The organism is Aeromicrobium sp. JP4 (genome assembly GCF_054957925.1).
Window position 1 is genome coordinate 2,704,641 of record NZ_CM143290.1, and the last position, 19,464, is coordinate 2,724,104.

The following is a 19,464-nucleotide window of genomic DNA, read 5'->3' on the forward strand; positions in this document are numbered from 1 at the left end:
TCTACCCGAAGGACTTCGCACATGAACTCTCGCGTCATCGCCGCCATCGCCGCCGCCGTGCTGGCGATCGTGGGCATCGGTGCCGTCGTCGCGTACGCGGCCAGCGCCAAGAACCGCGCGTTCGAGGGTGCGGAGCTGGTGAAGGTCTACCGGGTGGTCAACGACCTGTCGGCCAACGCGGACTCCGCGACCGTGGGCGACAACGTCGAGCTCGTCAGCCTGCCGAACGCCTCGGTCGCCAAGGGCGCGGTCAGCGACCTGAAGACCATCGAGGGTCTCAAGACCACCGTGCCGCTCGTCCAGGGCGAGCAGCTGCTGGACTCGCGCTTCGCCAAGGAGGGCGCGAAGGCCGCCGCGAAGGCCAACGTGCCTGACGGCCTGCAGGAGATGTCCGTGTCGCTCGATGCGGCCGCCGGTGTCGGCGAGCGCATCGACGAAGGGGTTCGGGTGGGCGTCATCGCCACCGTGGAGCAGGACAAGGACAAGCGCAGCCGCATGATCGCGCAGAACGTCCTGGTCACGAACGTCAAGTCCAACGAGGACAACACCATGGTGGTCACGCTCGCCGTGAACACCTCGCAGGCCACAGAGGTGGCCGCCGCTGCGCAGTTCGGACAGGTTCGCCTGACGGTCCAGAATGACAAGACCAACCGTGACGGTGCCTCGGCCGTGGATGTGGGGACACTCGTCAAGTGAGCATCATCGTCATCACCGAGTCCAGCCCCTTCGCGGGACGGTTGCGCCGCGTCGCCGACCGGCAGGTGGTGGGTCTGCGACCCACCTTCTCCGAGCACGCTCTCAACTCGATGCTGGGCACGATGCGGGCCATCGACCTCGTGGTGATCTGCGAGGACGTTGATGACGAGCAGTCCATGGAGATGGCCGACATCGTCCACGACCACCAGCTCGACGTGCCGGTCGTCCTGGTGCGCGAGTCGCCCGAGCCGCTCTCGGCCGAGCAGCGCCAGTTCGGCGTGGTGGAGTCGGTGCCGGCGATCTCCTCCGACCTCGAGATCGAGCGCCTGCTCGCCCGGCACGCCGGCGCGACGATGCCCGGAGCAAGCACCGAGCGCGAGGCGCCGGCCGTGCCCGCCGCACCGGTCGTGAAGATCGACCCCGAGGAGCACCGCGTGGTCGTGGTGCTGTCGCCCAAGGGCGGCGTCGGCAAGACCACCATCTCGACCAACCTCGCCATCGCCCTGTCGCGCCGCGCCCCGCTGGACACGGTGATCGTCGACTTCGACTCGCAGTTCGGCGACGTCGGCAGCGTCCTGAACATCAACGCGCAGCACACGCTGGAGAACGCGTTCACGCAGGACGGCGTCCAGCCGCCGCTCGTGGTCAAGGGCCTGCTCAACGCGTTCGACGAGAAGCTGCTCGTCCTCGCCGCCTCGGAGTCGCCCGCCGCGCTCGAGAAGTTCACCCCGCAGCAGGAGAGCGACCTGCTCCGCCAGCTGTCGAAGGACTACGCCTACGTCGTCATCGACACCGGCTCGGGTCTGACCGACGAGACGCTGGCGGCGCTCGAGGTCGCGACCGACGTGATCATGGTGACGACGATGGACGTCTCGAGCGTCAAGGCCCTGCGCCGGGCCGTCGACCTGCTCGACACCATCGACCTGCTGCCGCGGAACCGTCACCTGGTCGTGAACATGACCGAGTCGGGCACCGGCCTCGAGCTCGACGACATCTCGGCCGCGCTGAAGATGCCCGTCGACGTCTCCGTCGCCCGCTCGGTCGACATCGCGCTCTCGGTCAACACCGGCAAGCCGCTGGCCCAGGCGAAGCGCTCGGCCGAGCTCTCCGGCGCGGTCGACGCCATGGTGGCCAAGCTTCGCGGCGAGACCGCTCGCCGCCGGGGCGGACTGTTCAGGAGGGACGAATGAGCATCACCGACCGGCTGCTGGCAGCCGAGAAGCACATCGAGACCGGCAGTCGTCCCACCACCGTCCTGCAGCGCTCCGCGGTGCTCGACGAGCTCAAGCGCCGCTCCGTCGAGTCGCTGTTCCGTCGCATCGGCACCCGCATCAACGACGCCTCGCTGACCGACCTGCAGCTGCGCGACTTCGTCCGCTCCGAGCTCGAGCTCATCCTGCAGGAGGAGCACGTCCAGCTCGGCAGCGCCGAGCGCGCCCAGCTCATGCGCGAGATCGAGGACGACGCGCTCGGCCTCGGACCGATCCAGCGCCTGCTCGACGACGACGACATCAGCGAGATCATGGTCAACCACCCCTCGCAGATCTTCGTCGAGCGCAAGGGCAAGCTCACGCTCGCCGACGAGTCGTTCAGCTCCGAGGACCAGCTGCGCCGCGTCATCGAGCGCATCGTCGGCAAGGTCGGCCGCCGCATCGACGAGTCGTCCCCGCTGGTCGACGCGCGACTCACCGACGGCTCGCGCGTCAACGCCGTCATCCCGCCGCTCGCGGTGCGCGGCTCCTCCCTGACGATCCGCAAGTTCGCCAAGAAGGCGCTCAGCATCCAGGACCTCATCAACTACGGCTCGATGAGTCCCGACCTGGCCGAGCTGCTCGAGTTGTGCGTCCGCGGCCGCCTCAACATCCTCGTCTCGGGCGGTACCGGCACCGGCAAGACGACGCTGCTGAACGTGTTGTCGTCGTTCATCCCCGAGGACGAGCGCATCGTCACGATCGAGGACGCGATCGAGCTCAAGCTGCAGCAGGCCCACGTCGTGCAGCTGGAGGCGCGCCCGGCCAACATCGAGGGCCGCGGCGAGGTCACGATCCGCGACCTGGTCAAGAACTCGCTGCGCATGCGCCCCGACCGCGTCGTCATCGGCGAGTGCCGCTCGGGCGAGGCGCTCGACATGCTGCAGGCGATGAACACCGGCCACGACGGCTCGATCTCGACCCTGCACGCCAACTCGCCGCGCGACTGCATCGCCCGTCTGGAGACGCTGGTGCTGATGGCCGGCATGGACCTGCCGCTGCGTGCGATCCGCGAGCAGATCGGCTCGGCCGTCGACATGATCGTGCAGATCTCGCGCCTGCGTGACGGCTCGCGTCGCATCACCTACGTCACCGAGCTCACGGGGATCAAGGACGACGAGCCCGTGCTCAACGACCTCTACCGCTTCGACTTCGGTGCCGGCTACGACGAGGACGGACACCCCCGCGGCACGGTCAAGGCCGTGGGCGACGGCGCCCACCTCGTCGACCTGCTCGAGGAGCGAGGCATCCACGTGCCGCCCCACCTGCTCAACGCCCGCAAGGAGTCCGCTTCGTGACCACTCTGTTGGCGATCGGCGTCGTGTCGATCCTCGTCTCCGTGGCGGCCCTGGGCTATGCGCTCCTGCAGCCCGACATGGCCAACCTGCGCTCGGAGCAGATGAAGGCCGAGGCCTCGGGCGAGGGCGGCCGGGCCAAGGAGTCCACGCCGGTCTATGACCTCATCGACAAGGTGCTGTCGACCATCGGCCTCAAGCCGTTCACCGAGGAGGAGCTGTCGCTCGCGGGCATCAAGTCCAGCGTCACCTCGGTCGTCGCCACGACCCTGCTGATCGCGTTCGTGGCGTTCGCCGCCGGACTGGCCCTGACCAGCTCGTTCTTCTTCGCGATGATCCTGCTGCTGGCGGCGCCGTTCCTGGTGAAGATGTACGTCGGTGTCAAGACGTCGAAGCGGCGGGCCAAGTTCGGCCTCCAGATGTCCGAGACGATGAGTCAGTTCAGCTCCGCCCTGAAGTCAGGCATGAACGTCCCGAACGCGCTCGGCAGCGTCGCCTCCGAGATGGAGGAGCCGATGGGCGAGGAGCTCGCCCGGATCGTGAACGAGACCCGCCTGGGACGCGACCTGATCGAGGGCATGAAGGACACGGCCGAGCGCATGGAGAGCGCCGACTTCATGTGGGTGACCGAGGCGGTCGCCATCCAGCGCGAGTCGGGCGGCCGGCTGAGCGAGATCCTCGACCGCGTCACCGAGACCATCTCCCAGCGCAACGAGCTGCGCATGAAGGTCGAGTCGCTGGCGGCCGAGGGCAAGGCGTCGGCGCTCATCCTGATGAGCCTGCCGGTCGCGGTCGGCGTGCTGTTCCTGCTGGTCAACCGCGCCTACATGATGCCCCTGTTCAACACGGGCGCAGGCAAGATCCTGCTCATCATCAGCCTGGTCTTCTACACGCTCGGCGGCCTGTGGCTCCGGTCGATCACGAAGGTGAAACTGTAATGCTCCTCATCGGCATCGTCGCGATCTTCGCCTCGCTGTTCCTGCTGTTCAAGGCGCTGGGCATCTTCGGCAAGCAGGAGTCGGCGGCCGCCGCGCGCCTGCGCGAGCTGACCGAGTCCGAGGTCGTCGTCGGCGGCTCGGCGAAGGACCTGCACTCGGGCACTGCCAAGGGCGGCCTGGGCTACCGGCTCACGCCGCGCGCGATCGTGGACAAGGCCGAGCGCAACTACATGCTCGCCGGGCGTCCCGACGGCTCGAGCGTCGCCAAGATCCTCATGCAGAAGGTCATCTTCGGAGCCTTCGGCGTGGGCGTCGGCATCATGATCTACACGGGCCAGGGCGGTCTGCTCGGCTGGATGCTGCTGATCGGCGCTCCGGTGCTGGGCTACTTCGCGCCCGACATCATCCTCAACGGCAAGGCCGTGCGCCGCCAGGAGGAGATCCAGTACGCGCTGCCCGACCTGCTCGACCAGATCACCATCTCCATCGAGTCGGGCACGAGCTTCGAGAACGCGCTCGCCCGCACCGGCCAGACCGGCAAGGGCCCGCTGGCCGACGAGATCGTGCGCACCGTCCAGGACATCAGCCTGGGCCTGCCCCGTCGCGAGGCCTACGAGTCGCTCGTGGCGCGCACCGACGTGGACGAGCTGCGCAAGTTCGTGCGCTCGATCCTGCAGGGCGAGGAGTTCGGCGTGCCGGTCTCCGACATCGTGCGCGAGCAGGCCAACGAGATGCGCGTCGGCCGACGCCTGCGCGCCGAGGGCGTGGCCAACCAGATTCCCGTCAAGATGCTGCTGCCGCTCATGGGCACGATCCTGCCGGTGCTGTTCATCATCGTCATCGGTCCCGCGATCATCGCGGCGATGGCGCAGTTCAAGGGTGCGTGACCCGATGCCGGGACGTTCCGGCAGCGGTTTTGTGAATCAGAGGGGAATGTCCATGCGAAGGTTCATCAGTCCGGTCGTCGCCGGCGCCGTCATGGGTGGCCTGCTGGCCGCCACGACGGGGTCCGTGGCCCATGCCGATGCCACGAACGGGGCCTTGGCCACGGCGCTCGACCTGCCGGCCGGCATCACGGTGGCGCAGGCGGGAGACGCGCGGGGCTTCGGCGTCGAGACGCGAGCCTTCAACGACTTCCCGAGCCGGTTCGGGAACGGGCAGTACGCCGTCCTGTCCACCGGCAAGGCGTCCGACCTCTTCAACATGAGCGTCCCGGGTCTGCAGCCGTCGACGAACCTCGATGGTGAGGAGGACCGGGTCTCGCTGACATTCGACGTGGCCAACGCCGCGGCGAATCAGTGCCTTCTGGTCGACGTCGCCATGGGCACCGAGGAGCGCGTCCACACGTACGCGGAGACCGTGCCGGGGGACACGATCTCCCTCAAGCGCGAAGGCGACGAGACCGAGTACGCCATGCACACGGGAGTGCGCTACTTCAGTCAGATCGTCCAGGACCGCCCGAACGACTCCCGCTATCTCGAGCCCAAGCCGATGAACGTCAACGCGGTCAAGTACTGGCACGGCATCAACCAGGAGTTCGAGCGTCAGCCCGACGACCAGTCGGCACCGCTGCTTCCGGATGTCACGCCGTACAACCACTTCACGTCGGTGGAGACCTTCGAGGTCCCACTGGCAGGCCAGTCCTCTGTGACACTGGCGATCGCCGATGCGGGCAACAACTCCCTGGACTCCGTCGCCATGGTCGATCGGGTGCGCAAGGTCACCTGTGCCACCTCGTCCGCGGCGGAGACCGGGCTCATGCCGCTTCAGCCTTCAGTCGTCATCGGTCACCGCGGTGTCCAGAACATCTTGACGGTTGACCTCAAGCCCGACACCGCTCAGATCGAGCGGTACGACGCTGCGGACAACGGTTGGCACCCGGGCGGGGTCGAGCTGCGCTTCCGGTGGTACCGGTACTGGCTCGAGACTCCCAACTGCAACGACCCGGTCATGAAGAACTGGCTCCTGATCCCGGACGCCGACCGCCAGTCGTTCGCGCCCACCATCGACGAAAAAGGCCACTGCCTTATGGCGGTCGTCACCGGCAAGAAGGACGGCTATCGCGCCGAGACGTTCCCCAGCCCCGCCTCGGCGCAGTGGACTCCTACGCTGCCCATCCAGGACGGCGTCTTCGTGAACTCTGCGGTTCCGACGATCACGAAGCAGCGTGACGACATTCAGGTCAACGACACGTTGAGCGCCTCGACCGGCAGCTTCTCGCCCCGGCCGGACTCCTTCTCCTACCAGTGGTGGGCCGACAACCAGCCGATCTCGGGCGAGACGGGTGAGACGTTCAAGGTCACGACGGCGCAGGCCGGCAAGGTCATCCGCGTGCGGGTCACCGCGCGCAGGTTGAACTTCGATGACATGACCATCGAGAGCTCCCCGACCGTGGCGGTCACGAACATCGACTTCATCTCCACCCCGACGCCGCGGATCGAAGGGTCGGGCATCCAGGGCAAGCCGCTCACCGCAGTCCCCGGCACGTGGTCGCCTCTGACCGACAAGTTCGAGTACGAGTGGTTCGCCGACGGGGAGAAGATCCCCAGCCAGACCCGCAACACGTTCACTCCGTCCTCGGGCCTGATCGGCTCGGACGTGCACGCGGTGGTCAAGGGCATCAAGGCCGGCTACAACCCGAAGTCGTTCTCGACGCCGACCGTGAGGATCACCGGCGCTGCCTTCACGGGCGGCAAGGTCGTGGTCACCGGCACCGTGCGGGTGGGCCAGCGCCTGACCGCCAGCGCGTCGGGCTGGACTCCGGTCTCGCCGGCCACGCGCCGCTTCACGTGGCTCGTCGGTGGACGGGTCGTCCAGGAGGGCACGTCGACGCTGTTCACGGTGCCGCCGTCGGCCGTGGGCCGGTCGATCGTCGTCCAGGTGCGTGGTGAGCGCACCGGCTACGCGCCGATCACGATCTCCAGCCCCGCGACTCGCGCGGTGGCCCGTGGTGTCATCACGACGAACTCCCCGCGTGTCTACGGCTCCGCCCGCTACAAGGGCACGCTGCGCGCCTCGGTCTCGTGGCGTCCGGCGCCCGTCACCTACCGCTACCAGTGGTACGTGGGCTCGAAGAAGATCTCGCGCGCGACGAAGTCGAGCTACAAGATCCCCAAGAAGTACCGCGGCAAGAAGATCAAGGTGCGGATCACCGGCTACAAGTCCGGCTACACCACGGTGGCCCGGTACTCCGGCTACACGAAGATCTCCAAGAAGTAGCACCGATGACGAAGGCCCGGCTGGTTCTCCAGCCGGGCCTTCGTCGTTGTCGTTTTGGGGGAGGGGCTCACGCCCAGAGCGTCTCGCCGAACTCGAACCAGATGGTCGCCACGATCGCGATGATCCACAGGGCCGAGATCAGGACCGTCCAGTTCTTGAGGAAGCGGCTGCCGGTGACGCGCGCGGTGACCGCGACGAACATCGGGATCATCATCGCCCAGACCACCATGCACCAGGGGCAGAGCTTCCCGATCTCCCAGATCGCCTGGTACTGCAGCCACGTCACGAAGCCGATGCCGAACAGGGTGCCGAGTCCGAGGCCGACCCAGATCCAGCGGGGAAACACGACCCCGGAGGCCAACAGGACGCCCAGCGTGACCACCACGCTGAAGCCCACGACGCCCATGAACGTGTTCGGGAAGCCGAACGCCTCGGACTGGTCGGACGAGATGACGCTGCTGCAGCTGACGAACGCCGAGATGTCGCAGTTCAGCTCCTTCGCGGTACCGGAGGCCTGGGCCTTCAGCAGCGAGATCTTGTCGTAGGTCAGGATCACCGACGACCAGAGCGCGATCGCTCCGGAGATGACCAGGAAGATCCCTAGTCCGCGGTCGGAGCGGGGGGCATCGTCATCGGCGGGTGCCGGCGCTGGAGCGTCGGAGGCAACGGCGGTCATGGTCCAGATCCTAGACGGGCGGCGGTCACCGATCCCGGCGTCGCAGGGAAGCGAGCGCTCCAAGGCCGTGACGAGGGCCACAAGTGCTGTTAATGTGACATCACCAATGTCACATAGGAGTGTGCAAATGACCGATCACGTCGACGTCCTCATCGTCGGTGCCGGCCTGTCGGGCATCGGCGCGGCGTACCGCCTCCAGGAGCGGGCCCCAGGCCGGACCTACGCCGTCCTCGAGCAGCGCGACGCGATCGGCGGCACGTGGGACCTCTTCCGGTACCCCGGCGTGCGCTCCGACTCCGACATGTACACGCTCAGCTTCCCCTTCGAGCCGTGGACGCACCCCAAGGCCATCGCCGACGGTGACGACATCCGCCACTACCTCGAGACGACCGCCGCCAAGCACGGCATCACCGACCGCATCCGGTTCGGTCGTCGCGTCACGACCGCGGAGTGGTCGAACGAGGACGCCGTGTGGACCGTCACCAGCACGGTCAAGGACGGCTCCACCGAGGTCGTCACCGCCTCGTTCCTCTACCTGTGCAGCGGCTACTACAGCTACGACGAGGGCTACACGCCCGACTTCCCCGGCCTGGAGGACTTCGAGGGGCAGGTCGTCCACCCCCAGTTCTGGCCCGCGGACCTCGACCACGCCGGCAAGCAGGTCGTCGTGATCGGCTCGGGCGCCACCGCGGTCACGCTGCTGCCGTCGATGGCCAAGGACGCGGCCAAGGTGACGATGCTGCAGCGCACCCCCACCTACGTGCTCAGCCAGCCCGGCAGCGACCCCGTGGCGAACCTCGCCCGCAAGGTGCTGCCCGCCTCGCTCGTGCACAAGGTCGCACGCCTGCGCTACGCGGTGATGACCGTCGGCTTCTACATGTTCTGCCGCGCCTTCCCGAAGGCCTCCCGCTCGATCCTGCTCGGGCTCACGGGCAAGTCCATGCCCGGCGTCGACCGCACCAGCCTCACGCCGCCGTACAAGCCGTGGGACCAGCGGCTGTGCGTCGTCCCCGGGGGCGACCTCTACAAGGCGGTGCGCGACGGCAGCGCCGCGATCGTCACCGACGTGATCACCGAGTTCACCCCGAAGGGCGTCGCCCTCGCCTCGGGCGAGCACCTCGATGCGGACATCGTCGTGACCGCCACCGGCCTCAAGCTCGTGGCCCTGGGTCAGATCGACGTCAGCATCGACGGCGTCAAGGTGGACCCGCACGAGCTCTACACCTACAAGGGCCAGATGTTCAGCGGCGTGCCCAACCTCGCCTGGTGCGTCGGGTACACCAACGCGTCCTGGACGCTGCGTGCCGACCTCACGTGGAAGTACGTCGCCGACTACCTCAACCACCTCGACGCCCACGGCTACGCCTACGGCATCCCCGACCCGGACTCCGACTTCGGGCACGACGCACGGCTGCTCGATCTGTCGTCCGGCTACATCGCCCGCGCCGACGAGCTGCTGCCGCGGTCGGGTGCCCGGACGCCGTGGAAGGTGCGCCAGAACTGGTTCCTCGACAGCTGGGACGCGCGGCACACCGACCTCGACGAGGACATGATCTGGGTGCGTCGCGAGGACCTGCCGGCGGCGAAGCCCGAGGTGGCCTGAGCCGTTCGTCGGCCTTTTCCGGAGGTCTCGGCCATGATGGGTCGATGGACGTCATCGTCATCGGCGGTGGGATCTCCGGGGTCGCCATCGCCGTTGAGCTGGCCGCCGACCGTGAGGTCCTCGTGCTCGAGGCCGAGAAGTCGCTGGCGGTGCACACCACCGGCCGCTCCGCCGCCACGTGGATCGGCAGCTACGGCCCGCCGGTCGTGCGCGAGCTCACGACGGCGAGCCGCGACTTCCTGGTCGACCCACCCTTCGACGTCGACGGGCCTGTCGCCTCACCGATGTCGTGCCTGTGGCTCGGCGTCAACGGGCGCGACGCCGACGTGCACCGGCTGGCCGAGGACACGCACGCCCAGCTGATCGACGGCGTCGAGGCCGAGCGGCTCTGTCCCGTCCTGCGTCCCGGCGAGATCGCCGTGGCGGCGTGGGACGAGACAGCGCTCGACCTCGACGTGATGGGCCTGCACCACGCGTACGCCCGAGCCTTCCGTGCCCGCGGTGGCACGATCGCCACCTCGGCGCGCGTGGCCTCGGCGCTGCGCGACGGATCGGAGTGGGTCGTCACGACCACCTCCGGTGACGTCTTCCGTGCCGACGTGGTGGTCAACGCCTCGGGCGCCTGGGGCGACGTGGTGGGGGCGCTCTTCGGGGCCGAGCGGCTGCGACTCGAGCCGCGGCGGCGGACCATCTTCCAGTCGTCCACGACGGTCTCGCTCGCGGGCGTGCCGTTCACCGCCGGCATCGACGACGGCTTCTACTTCAAGTCCGAGGGCGGTGCGGTCCTGTGCTCGCCCCAGGACGCCTCGCTGCACGAGCCCGGCGACCCCAAGCCCGACGAGCTCGAGATCGCCCGCGCCATCGAGGCGGTCAACGCCGTCACGACGCTGGGTCTGCGCAGCGTGCGCACCGCCTGGGCCGGGCTGCGGACGTTCGCCCCCGACGGCAACCCCGTCGCCCGCTGGGACGCCAAGGCCGAGGGGTACTTCCACTACCTCGGCCAGGCCGGCTACGGCATCCAGATGGCCCCGGCGCTGGCCCAGCTCGCCGCGCCCCTCGTCCGCGCCGCCTGACCTGCGAACCGCCTGACCTCAGCCCGCCCCAGTCCACTTTTGGAACGGGATCAACGCCGATGTGCTCGAAGTACGTGGATCCCGTTCCAAAAGTTGTGCGGGGTCAGCGCAGGCAACCGGGCCGCGGGGCCCTCAGCATGACCGCGCGCGAGGCCGTCCCGTGGCGCAGCACCACCCGGGCGCTCGACGCGCCGCGGAACTTCGTCCGCTTGAGGGCCGAGCTGCTGCGCGTCAGCGCGAACGGAGCCCGGGTGTCGCGTGCGATCACGGAGCGACCGAGCCGGAAGGTCGCTCCACGGACGAACCCGTGGCCTCCCGAGACGCGCAGCGTCACCCGCCGCGAGGCGCGCGGGCCGGCGCACACGGCCTGCAGCCGCAGCGTGCGGACCGCCGCGTCGAGCCGCTGGGCCGAGGTCGGCACCGGCTTCGCCGTCGGAGCGGGGGCAGGGACGGGCTTCGGGCTGGTCACGGGAGGTGCGCTCGGCAAAGGCTGGGGCTCCGCCGGCGGCGCGGGTCGCGCGGCGGTGATGGTCTTCAGTACGTGACCCGCCATCGCCACCATGCCCAGCGCCGAGGGGTGCAGCTGGACGCCGTCGCCATGGGTCTCGAGGCCACGGATCCACTGCGCCTCCGGCGCGGCGCACGCCGAGTGCTCCTGCCAGCCCGGCAGGTCGCGCATCTCGACGAAGGACACGGCTTCCTCGGCGGCCACGCGGCGCAGGGTGTCGCTCAAGCGGTCGACCAGGTCCTGCACGTAGCGAAGATCGGTCTCGGTGGCGGTTCCGAGCGCCTCGCACGCCGTCGACGGCATCGCCGTCCCGTACCCAACCGTCACGATCCGGGCGAGCGGCGACCGGCGGCGGATCTCGGCGATCAGGCCGCGGTAGACGGGCTCCAGCGCATCGATCGCAGCGCGGTGCTCCTCGACCGGGGGCTCGGCGCACCCGCTCAGGATGCACACGCCGGCGATGCTCGCGATGTCGATGTCGTTCCCGCCGATCGTGCCGAGGGTGACCAGCGTCGTGGTGGGGCGCAGGGCGTCCAGCTGGGCGGGATTCAGCTCGCCGTAGGTCGACTGGGGAGTCCACAGGTGCTTCGTGGTGGCGGCGCTGCAGCTGGCGTCGGTGAAGGAGGCCGTACCCAGGGCGGAGGCGACCAGGCTCGGGTAGTTCCGGTCGCTGCGGCCGCATCCCGGGTGCACTTGACCCTCGATCCCCGGGCCCGCCACGTAGGAGTCGCCGAGGGCGACGTAGTGCTCACCGGCGGGCCTGGCGGACTCGTCCGCGGCCGCCGGGGTGGCGTGCGCGAGCCCCACCGCCAGCGCGAGAGCGGTGACGGCGGCGAGCATACGATGACGTGACGTGGTCACGAAGTCCTCCCCGAGTGCACCACTGGGAACTCACGTTACCCCTGTGACTGCTGTGAAGAGAGGGAAAGACCGAGAATCATGACCGACGTCACCCAGCGCGCCCGCGACCTGCTGGGTCGCCTGCTCCACGGTCACGGAGTGGTCGCCCGGATCACCGAGGTCGAGGCGTACGGCGGCATCGACGATCCCGCCTCGCACGCGTTCGTCCGGACCCCGCGCTCGGAGATCATGTACGGCCCGCCGTGGCGCCTGTACGTCTACCGGATCCACGGCCACCACGCCGCGAACGTCGTCACGGGCCCGACCGATCGCGCGGCGGCCGTGCTGATCCGTGCCGGCGAGATCGTCGAGGGGATCGACGTGGCGCGCGAGCGTCGCGGACCCGTCGCGGACCAGGCGTTGGCTCGCGGGCCGGGCAACCTCACGAAGGCGCTCGGCATCACGAGCCTGGACCTCGGCACCGACCTGCTCGATCCCGAGCCGGTGTCCCTCGGCGAGCGCGTGGAGACGCCCGAGATCGTCGCCGGTCCCCGGGTCGGGGTGCGACTCAACGCCGACCTCCCGTGGCGCTTCTGGGTGGCGGACGATCCGACCGTCTCGGCGTACCGCCGCCACCCGCGGGCCTGATCGGCCCGCTCCTCAGCTCAGCGCAGGCACTTCGGCCGGCTGGTCCGGACGGACGTCGTGTGGGACACCGTGCCGTGCTTCAGCGTGACCTTGGCGTGCACCGAGCCGCGCAGGTCGCGCAGGGGGCGCGCCGAGCGTGTGAGAGCGAACGGTGCTCGCGTGTCCGCGCCGACGGCCGTCTCGCCGATGTGGAAGAGGGCAGCGGTGGCCAGTCCCTTCCCGCCGGTGACGCGCAGCGTGACGTCGGACCGTCGCGAAGGGCCGTGGCACACCGCGTGCAGACGCACCGTGTGGGCCGCGGCCGCGACGCGCCAGGCCGAGGCCCGACGGGCCCGGACGAGCGGCTCGATCACCTTGAGCGCCTGGTCGGCCATCTGCTCCATGCCGGCGGTCGAGGGGTGCAGCGGTGCGCCGTCGCCGTAGGGGTTCAGGGCCCGGACCCACTGCTCCTCGGGCGCGGCGCACCCGGAGTGCTCCTGCCAGCCCTCGATGTCGCGCATGTCCACGAAGGCGACGCCCTCGTCGGCCGCGACCTCGCCGATCGTGTCGCTCAGCCGGTCGATCATCGACTGGAGGTACGCCAGGTCGGCGCTCGTGGCGTTGACGAGCGCCGCGCAGGTCTCGCGCGGGACGTAGGTGCCGTAGCCGACGGCCACGATGGTGGCGCGCGGCGAGCGCTCGCGCACGTCCGCGATCAGGCGCTCGTACACGGGCGCGAGGGCGTCGATCGCGTCGTGGAACGGCTGCGTCGGCAGCGTGCTGCACCCCTGGACGAGGCACGTCTGCGCCAGCCCGACCAGGCCGACGTCGTTGCCGCCCATGGTTCCCAGCGTGACGAGGGTGGTCTTGCGGTTCAGTGCGTCGAGCTGCGGCGGGACGGTCTCTCCGCCGATCGTCTGCGGGTTCCAGTAGTGCGTGGTCCGCGCCGCGCTGCAGCTGGCGTCGGTGAACGACTTCGCGCCGATCTCGGCGGCGACCAGGCTGGGGAAGTTGTGGTCGCTGCGCGCACAGCCGCCCGGCTGCTGCGTGGGGATGCCGGGTCCCGCGACGAACGAGTCGCCCAGGGCCACGTAGCGCTCGCCGGAGGAGGGGTGGTGCCACGAGGGGGAGCGGTCGGCCGCCGAGGCGGGCAGGGCGGCCACCAGCCCGGCCGTCAGGGTCAGGACTGCTGCCAGGGCCGCGGGGCGACGAAGGGTTCTCACGGGGGACTCCTCAGGACTACGGATGTGACGCACGTCACGGTGACGCTACCACCGGACGCGGACGTTCGCGGACCCCCGAATTCGGGGGTCAGGGAGGTGCCTCAGCCGAGCAGGTAGCGCCGCTCCGGGCGACCCGCCGCGCCGTACCGGAGCCGGACCGTCGCATGGCCCGCGTGGACGAAGTGCTCGAGGTAGCGACGCGCGCTGACCCGGGAGAGCCCGACGAGCTCGGCCGCCTCGGCCGCCGAGACCTCGCCGGCGTTCTCGAGCGCCCGGAGCAGCGATGCGGCGGTCTCGGTGCTCAGGCCCTTCGGCAGGGGCGAGCCGCCGGGGGTGCTGCCACCGAAGGCGCGGTCGATCGCCGTCTGGTCGGGCTCGGACTCGTTCCGCAGGGCAGTGAGCGACCGGGCGACCGCCCTCAGTCGCTCGGCGAGCTCGGGGTACTCGAAGGGCTTCACCAGGTACTGCTGGGCGCCTCCGAGCAGGGCGGCCCGCACCACTTCGGCGTCCCGCTCCGCGGTCACCATGATGACGCCCACGCCGTGGCCCGCCGCGCGCAGCGAGCGCAGCACCTCGATGCCGTCCATGTCGGGCAGGTGCACGTCCAGCAGCACGAGGTCGGGTGAGAGCTCGGCGACGGCGCTCAGCGCCTCGGCACCCGTGCCCGCGGTGCCGACGATCGAGAAGCCCTCGGTGCGCTCCACGAAGCGCTCGTGGATCCGCGCCACCATGAAGTCGTCGTCCACCACGAGGACGCGGATCATGCGGCATCACCGACGCGGGGCAGCCGGACGTGGAACGTCGCACCCGGGCCGCTGCCGTCGAGGGTGGCCGAGCCCCCGCGACGTGTGGCGATGAGGCGCACGAGCGGCAGGCCGATGCCACGTCCTCCGAGGACCTCGGGCTTGGTCGAGTACCCCCGCGAGAAGATCGACGCGGCGATCTCGTCGGGCACGCCGGGTCCGTCGTCGCTCACCACGACCTCGATCGTGCCATCGACGTCGCCCACCCGGACCACGACCTCGCTCCCGGCGCCTCCCCGGCAGGCGTCGAGCGCGTTGTCGACGAGGTTGCCCAGCACGGTGGTGAGGTCGGCGGCCAGATCGGGGTCCAGTGTCGGCAGGCGGGACGACTCGTCGATCCTCAGCCGCAGCCCGGCCTCGCCCGCCTGGCTCGCCTTCGCCGCCAGCAGCGCCGCGACGGCCGGATCCTGCACGGCCTCGCGCAGGCTCGCGTCCAGGACGGCGCGCTCGCGCGTGAGGGTGCCCAGCAGGCTCGCCAGCTCGTCGTACTCGCCGAGCTCGACGAGGCCCGAGATCGTGTGCAGCCGGTTGGCGAACTCATGGGTCTGCGCGCGGAGGGCGTCGCTGATCGAGAGGTTGGAGCTGAGCTGCTGCTCGACCTCGACCACGTCGGTGCGGTCGCGCATCGTCGTGACGCTGCCGATGCCGAGGCCGCGGCTCGAGGCGGCCCGGCGGTTCACCACGAGCACCCGGTCGCCGGTGAGCACCACAGCGTCCCGGGCCTCGGCGTCGCCCGCGATCAGGGCCGTCAGCTCCGGATCGAGCCCCACGGTGCTGATCGGTCGCCCGACGGGATCGTCCGAGACGCCCAGCAGCCTCCGGGCTGCGTCGTTCATGACGGTCACCGTGCCGGCGTTGTCCACCGCCACCACGCCCTCGCGGATGCTGTGGAGCAGGGCGTACCCGTGGTCCGCGAGCGTCGCGATCTCCTCGCCACCCAGTCCGCGGGTCCGCCGCTTGAGCAGGTGCGCCACGGCCCACGTGCCCAGCCCGCCCAGGAGCGCGCCGAGGCCGAGGTACAGAGCGAGGTCGCTCGACGAGTCGACCACGCGGTCCCACCACGAGGGGTACGACTGCTCGGCGACGGCGATCCCCACGAGCGTGCCGTCGTCGGCGAGCACCGGAGCGTGCGCGGTGACGTACCGACCGCCGTCCCGGACGATGTCGCCGCTCCATCCGCGGCCTTCGCGCACGCGACTCTCCCCGAGGTCGACGGTGGTCCCCACGCGCGACGGCTCGGCCGCGGCGATCACGACGCCGTCCGGGTCGGTGACCAGCACGTCGGTGGCTCCCGACAGGGCCACGGCCCGCTCCACGAAGGGCGCCAGCGTGCGGGTCGCCGTCGTGTCGTCGACCCCGGTGCGCACGACCTCCCCGCCGGCGAGGTACTCCGCCACCGATCGCATCGCGCTGCCGCGCTCGTCGGTGAAGGCGGCCGTGCTCTGGCGGAAGGAGATGACCGCGACGACGAGCAGCACGCCGGCGACGACCGCCAGCTGCAGCAGCAGGACCTGCCCCGCGAGCGTCAGCCGCCGCCCGCTCGACGGGCCGTCGCCCGGCAGCACGCCCTTGCGCTTGACCACAATGACCACAATCTCCTTTGGTTCCGCAATCGTGACCCACGCCACATCCGGACGCATGATCAGGGGGACGACGAGGAGTATCCATGACCACGTGGGCAAGGAACGACCACCGCCGCCGCAGTCTCGGGATCGGGATCGTGGCGGCGTTGGTGCTGGCGATGCTGGCCGGGTGCGGCGTGACGCGGGCCGAGGACGACGATCCCGCGAATCGGCGACTGCGCATGATGATCCCGAACAGCCCCGGCGGCGGCTACGACCTGACCGGCCGGGCCGGGGTCCGGGCGATGGAGGAGAACGAGCTCACCGGACGCTTCGAGGTCACCAACGTCATCGGCGCCGGCGGCACGGTCGCGATGCAACGGCTCATGAACGAGCGCGGTGCCGACGACCTGATGATGACGATGGGCCTGGGCGTGGTCGGCTCGGTCTTCACGAACGGCTCCGACGCCACGGTCGACAAGGCCACGCCCATCGCGCAGTTGGTCTCCGAGCCCGAGGGCATCCTCGTCCCCGAGGACTCCCCGTTCGAGAACGTCCAGGACTTCGTGGACGCCTGGAAGAAGGACCCGGGCAGCGTGACGATCGGCGGCGGCTCGTCGCCCGGCGGCCCCGACCACCTGTTCCCGATGCAGCTCGCGCAGGAGCTCGGCATCGACGCGAGGGACGTCAACTACATCACCTACGACGGTGGCGGACCCCTGACGACGGCCCTGCTTGGCTCCAAGATCGAGGTCGGCATGTCCGGCCTGGGCGAGTTCGAGGGCCAGATCGACGACGGTTCGCTGCGCGTTCTCGCGGTCTCGGGCGAGGAGCGGCTCGACACCGTCGACGCGCCCACGCTCATGGAGGAGGGCGTCGACTTCAGCTTCATCAACTGGCGCGGCGTGCTCGCCCCGCCGGGCATCTCCGACGCCACGCGCGACGAGTACATCGAGCTGTTGACGCAGATGCACGACACGCCCGAGTGGCGCGAGGCGCTGGAGCGCAACGGCTGGATCGACGACTTCACCACCGGCGACGAGTTCGGCACCTTCCTGGAGGAGCAGAACGAGCGCGTCGCCTCGACCCTCGAGGAGCTGGGACTCGCATGAACACCACCGGCACCACGCCGTCACGCACGGTGGACACCCCGCAGTACGGACTGGCCGCCTTCGTGGCCATCGTCGGGATCGTCGTGCTGGTCGACGGCCTCGGCCTCGACCCCGGCTTCGCCGACCAGCCGGTCCAGCCCTACGCCTTCTCCTACGCGATCGGCTCCGTTCTGGTCGTCCTCGGAATCTTGCTGGCGGTCGCCACGTGGCGCGGTGACGTCGCCCAGCCCGAGGAGGGCGAGGACGTCGACCTGAGCGGAGGCATGGACTGGCCCACGCTGCTGCAGCTCGTCGCCGTGATCGTGGTCGTCGTGGCCCTGATCAACTGGCTCGGCTGGGCGATCATGGGCGCGTTCCTGTTCGCGGCGTCGGCCCGGATCCTCGGCAGCCGCCGGCTCCTGCTCGACATCGGCGTGGGCGTGATCTTGTCGCTGGTGACCTGGTACGGCTTCTACGTCGGCCTCGGGATCCCGATCCCGGCCGGCGTCCTGGACGGGGTGCTCTGATGGAACTGCTCCTGGACGGCTTCGCCAACGCCCTCACGCCCGAGAACCTCATGTACGCCGTCATCGGCGTGCTGCTGGGCACGGCCGTGGGCGTGCTGCCGGGCATCGGCCCGGCCATGACGGTGGCCCTGCTGCTGCCGATCACCTACAACGTCGAGCCCGCCGGCGCGCTCATCATGTTCGCCGGGATCTACTACGGCGGGATGTACGGCGGCTCCACGACGTCGATCCTGCTGAACACCCCGGGTGAGTCCTCGTCGGTCGTCACGGCCCTCGAGGGCAACAAGATGGCCAAGGGCGGACGCGCGGCCCAGGCCCTGGCCACCGCGGCGATCGGCTCGTTCGTCGCCGGCACGATCGGCTCGGTCCTGCTCGTCCTGCTGATGCCGCGCATCGCCGACATCGTGGTCGAGCTCGGTGCGCCCTCGTACTTCGCGATCATGCTGTTCGCGCTCTTCACCGTCACGGCGGTCCTGGGCTCGTCGAAGCTGCGCGGGTTCATCTCGCTCTTCCTCGGCCTGACGCTCGCCCTGGTCGGCTCGCAGACCGGCCAGGCACGCATGACCTTCGGCCGTCCCGAATTGGCCGACGGCATCGACGTCGTGGTGGTCGCGGTCGCGATCTTCGCGATCGGCGAGGCGCTCTGGGTCTCCGCGCACCTGCGCCGCCGCCCGCTGGAGATCATCCCCGTCGGGCAGCCCTGGATGAGCAAGGCCGACTGGGGCCGGTCGTGGAAGCCGTGGCTGCGCGGTACGGCCTACGGGTTCCCGTTCGGCGCCCTCCCCGCGGGCGGCGCCGAGGTCCCCACCTTCCTGTCCTACGTCACGGAGCGACGCTTCACGAAGCACCCCGAGGAGTTCGGCAAGGGCGCGATCGAGGGCGTGGCCGGACCCGAGGCGGCCAACAACGCCTCCGCCGCCGGCACCCTCGTGCCGCTGCTGGCGATCGGCCTGCCGACCACCGCGACGGCGGCGGTCATGCTGCTGGCGATCCAGAGCTACGGCATCCAGCCGGGTCCGCAGCTGATGGACACCGAGCCCGAGCTCGTCTGGGCCCTGCTGGCCAGCCTGTTCATCGCCAACGTGCTGCTGCTCGTCCTCAACCTGCCGCTGGCCCCGGTCTGGGCGAAGCTGCTGCGGATCCCGAGGCCGTACCTGTACGCGGGCATCCTGTTCTTCGCCGGGCTCGGCGCCTACAGCGTCAACTTCCAGGCCTTCGACCTGGCCCTCCTGCTGGTGCTGGGCCTGCTCGGCTTCGCGATGCGGCGCTTCGGGCTGCCGGTCCTGCCGCTCATCATCGGCGTGATCCTCGGACCGCGCCTCGAGGAGCAGCTGACCACCGCGCTGGCCATCTCGCAGGGCGATGTGAGCACCCTGTGGAGCGAGCCGGTCGCCGTCCTGGTCTACGTCCTGATGGCCGCGATCGGGATCGTGATGGCCGTCATGGCATGGCGCCGGCGCGGTCAGGAGCCCGACGAGATCGACCGCGTCCTCGACCGGGCCGCGGCCACCGACACGCACGACATCTGAGAGG

17 protein-coding genes are annotated in these 19,464 nt (G+C 69.9%); 12 read left to right on the forward strand and 5 right to left on the reverse strand.

Annotated elements, in window-relative coordinates; all coding sequences use genetic code 11:
* The first annotated feature begins 21 nt into the window (after window positions 1–21).
* The 6 genes from cpaB to ACY1JX_RS13260 are packed head-to-tail and all read left to right on the forward strand — an operon-like array spanning window position 22 to window position 7,398.
* The gene (gene cpaB / locus ACY1JX_RS13235) at window positions 22–696 is read left to right on the forward strand and encodes a Flp pilus assembly protein CpaB (protein WP_181752531.1); all 675 of its coding nucleotides are present in this window, start codon (window positions 22–24) and stop codon (window positions 694–696) included.
* Window positions 693–1,886 carry an AAA family ATPase gene (locus ACY1JX_RS13240; RefSeq protein ID WP_462564246.1) on the forward strand — a complete coding sequence of 398 codons (1,194 nt, stop codon included), beginning with the start codon at window positions 693–695 and terminating at the stop codon, window positions 1,884–1,886. Before cpaB ends, ACY1JX_RS13240 begins: the two co-directional genes overlap by 4 nt.
* Complete coding sequence (locus ACY1JX_RS13245) at window positions 1,883–3,244, forward strand: CpaF family protein (protein ID WP_181752528.1); 1,362 nt, start codon at window positions 1,883–1,885, stop codon at window positions 3,242–3,244. The genes ACY1JX_RS13240 and ACY1JX_RS13245 overlap by 4 nt, the downstream gene beginning before the upstream one ends.
* Window positions 3,241–4,179, forward strand: coding sequence for a type II secretion system F family protein (locus ACY1JX_RS13250; protein ID WP_462564247.1), 939 nt, complete (start codon window positions 3,241–3,243; stop codon window positions 4,177–4,179). Before ACY1JX_RS13245 ends, ACY1JX_RS13250 begins: the two co-directional genes overlap by 4 nt.
* Window positions 4,179–5,066 (forward strand): type II secretion system F family protein, encoded by an 888-nt coding sequence (locus ACY1JX_RS13255; protein ID WP_286931496.1) that lies wholly within the window; start codon window positions 4,179–4,181, stop codon window positions 5,064–5,066. Before ACY1JX_RS13250 ends, ACY1JX_RS13255 begins: the two co-directional genes overlap by 1 nt.
* Window positions 5,067–5,118: 52 nt before the next feature.
* On the forward strand, window positions 5,119–7,398 hold the full coding sequence (locus tag ACY1JX_RS13260; RefSeq protein WP_462564248.1) for a hypothetical protein: 2,280 nt from the start codon (window positions 5,119–5,121) through the stop codon (window positions 7,396–7,398).
* 67 nt (window positions 7,399–7,465) lie between these two features.
* Here the strand turns inward: ACY1JX_RS13260 and ACY1JX_RS13265 are convergent, their stop codons facing one another.
* Window positions 7,466–8,074: a vitamin K epoxide reductase family protein gene (locus ACY1JX_RS13265; RefSeq protein WP_462564249.1), complete on the reverse strand. Its 609-nt coding sequence runs from the start codon at window positions 8,072–8,074 to the stop codon at window positions 7,466–7,468.
* Between the two features lie 127 nt (window positions 8,075–8,201).
* Here ACY1JX_RS13265 and ACY1JX_RS13270 point away from each other — a divergent pair, with 127 nt between their 5' ends.
* Together ACY1JX_RS13270 and ACY1JX_RS13275 are read left to right on the forward strand one after the other, a co-directional pair.
* Window positions 8,202–9,677, forward strand: coding sequence for a flavin-containing monooxygenase (locus tag ACY1JX_RS13270; protein ID WP_462564250.1), 1,476 nt, complete (start codon window positions 8,202–8,204; stop codon window positions 9,675–9,677).
* 44 nt (window positions 9,678–9,721) lie between these two features.
* On the forward strand, window positions 9,722–10,750 hold the full coding sequence (locus ACY1JX_RS13275; protein WP_462564251.1) for an NAD(P)/FAD-dependent oxidoreductase: 1,029 nt from the start codon (window positions 9,722–9,724) through the stop codon (window positions 10,748–10,750).
* A 103-nt stretch (window positions 10,751–10,853) separates the two neighbouring features.
* Here the strand turns inward: ACY1JX_RS13275 and ACY1JX_RS13280 are convergent, their stop codons facing one another.
* Window positions 10,854–12,098 (reverse strand): SGNH/GDSL hydrolase family protein, encoded by a 1,245-nt coding sequence (locus ACY1JX_RS13280; RefSeq protein ID WP_462564252.1) that lies wholly within the window; start codon window positions 12,096–12,098, stop codon window positions 10,854–10,856.
* A 99-nt stretch (window positions 12,099–12,197) separates the two neighbouring features.
* On the opposite strand from ACY1JX_RS13280, the gene ACY1JX_RS13285 reads away from it, so the two are divergent.
* Window positions 12,198–12,746, forward strand: a complete 549-nt coding sequence (locus ACY1JX_RS13285; RefSeq protein WP_181752514.1) for a DNA-3-methyladenine glycosylase — start codon at window positions 12,198–12,200, stop codon at window positions 12,744–12,746.
* 17 nt (window positions 12,747–12,763) lie between these two features.
* On the opposite strand, the gene ACY1JX_RS13290 is transcribed toward ACY1JX_RS13285, so the two are convergent.
* The 3 genes from ACY1JX_RS13290 to ACY1JX_RS13300 form a co-directional block, all read right to left on the reverse strand.
* Window positions 12,764–13,948, reverse strand: coding sequence for an SGNH/GDSL hydrolase family protein (locus tag ACY1JX_RS13290; protein WP_462564253.1), 1,185 nt, complete (start codon window positions 13,946–13,948; stop codon window positions 12,764–12,766).
* A gap of 101 nt (window positions 13,949–14,049) precedes the next feature.
* Window positions 14,050–14,712 carry a response regulator gene (locus tag ACY1JX_RS13295; RefSeq protein WP_462564254.1) on the reverse strand — a complete coding sequence of 221 codons (663 nt, stop codon included), beginning with the start codon at window positions 14,710–14,712 and terminating at the stop codon, window positions 14,050–14,052.
* Window positions 14,709–16,343: a sensor histidine kinase gene (locus ACY1JX_RS13300; RefSeq protein WP_462564255.1), complete on the reverse strand. Its 1,635-nt coding sequence runs from the start codon at window positions 16,341–16,343 to the stop codon at window positions 14,709–14,711. The genes ACY1JX_RS13295 and ACY1JX_RS13300 overlap by 4 nt, the downstream gene beginning before the upstream one ends.
* A gap of 74 nt (window positions 16,344–16,417) precedes the next feature.
* On the opposite strand from ACY1JX_RS13300, the gene ACY1JX_RS13305 reads away from it, so the two are divergent.
* From ACY1JX_RS13305 to ACY1JX_RS13315, 3 genes are read left to right on the forward strand one after another with little or no spacing between them, the layout of a single operon-like run.
* Complete coding sequence (locus ACY1JX_RS13305) at window positions 16,418–17,425, forward strand: Bug family tripartite tricarboxylate transporter substrate binding protein (protein ID WP_181752506.1); 1,008 nt, start codon at window positions 16,418–16,420, stop codon at window positions 17,423–17,425.
* Entirely contained in the window at window positions 17,422–17,931 is a 510-nt protein-coding gene (locus tag ACY1JX_RS13310; protein WP_181752504.1) for a tripartite tricarboxylate transporter TctB family protein, read from the forward strand. The genes ACY1JX_RS13305 and ACY1JX_RS13310 overlap by 4 nt, the downstream gene beginning before the upstream one ends.
* On the forward strand, window positions 17,931–19,460 hold the full coding sequence (locus ACY1JX_RS13315) for a tripartite tricarboxylate transporter permease (protein ID WP_181752502.1): 1,530 nt from the start codon (window positions 17,931–17,933) through the stop codon (window positions 19,458–19,460). Before ACY1JX_RS13310 ends, ACY1JX_RS13315 begins: the two co-directional genes overlap by 1 nt.
* Window positions 19,461–19,464 lie beyond the last annotated feature (4 nt).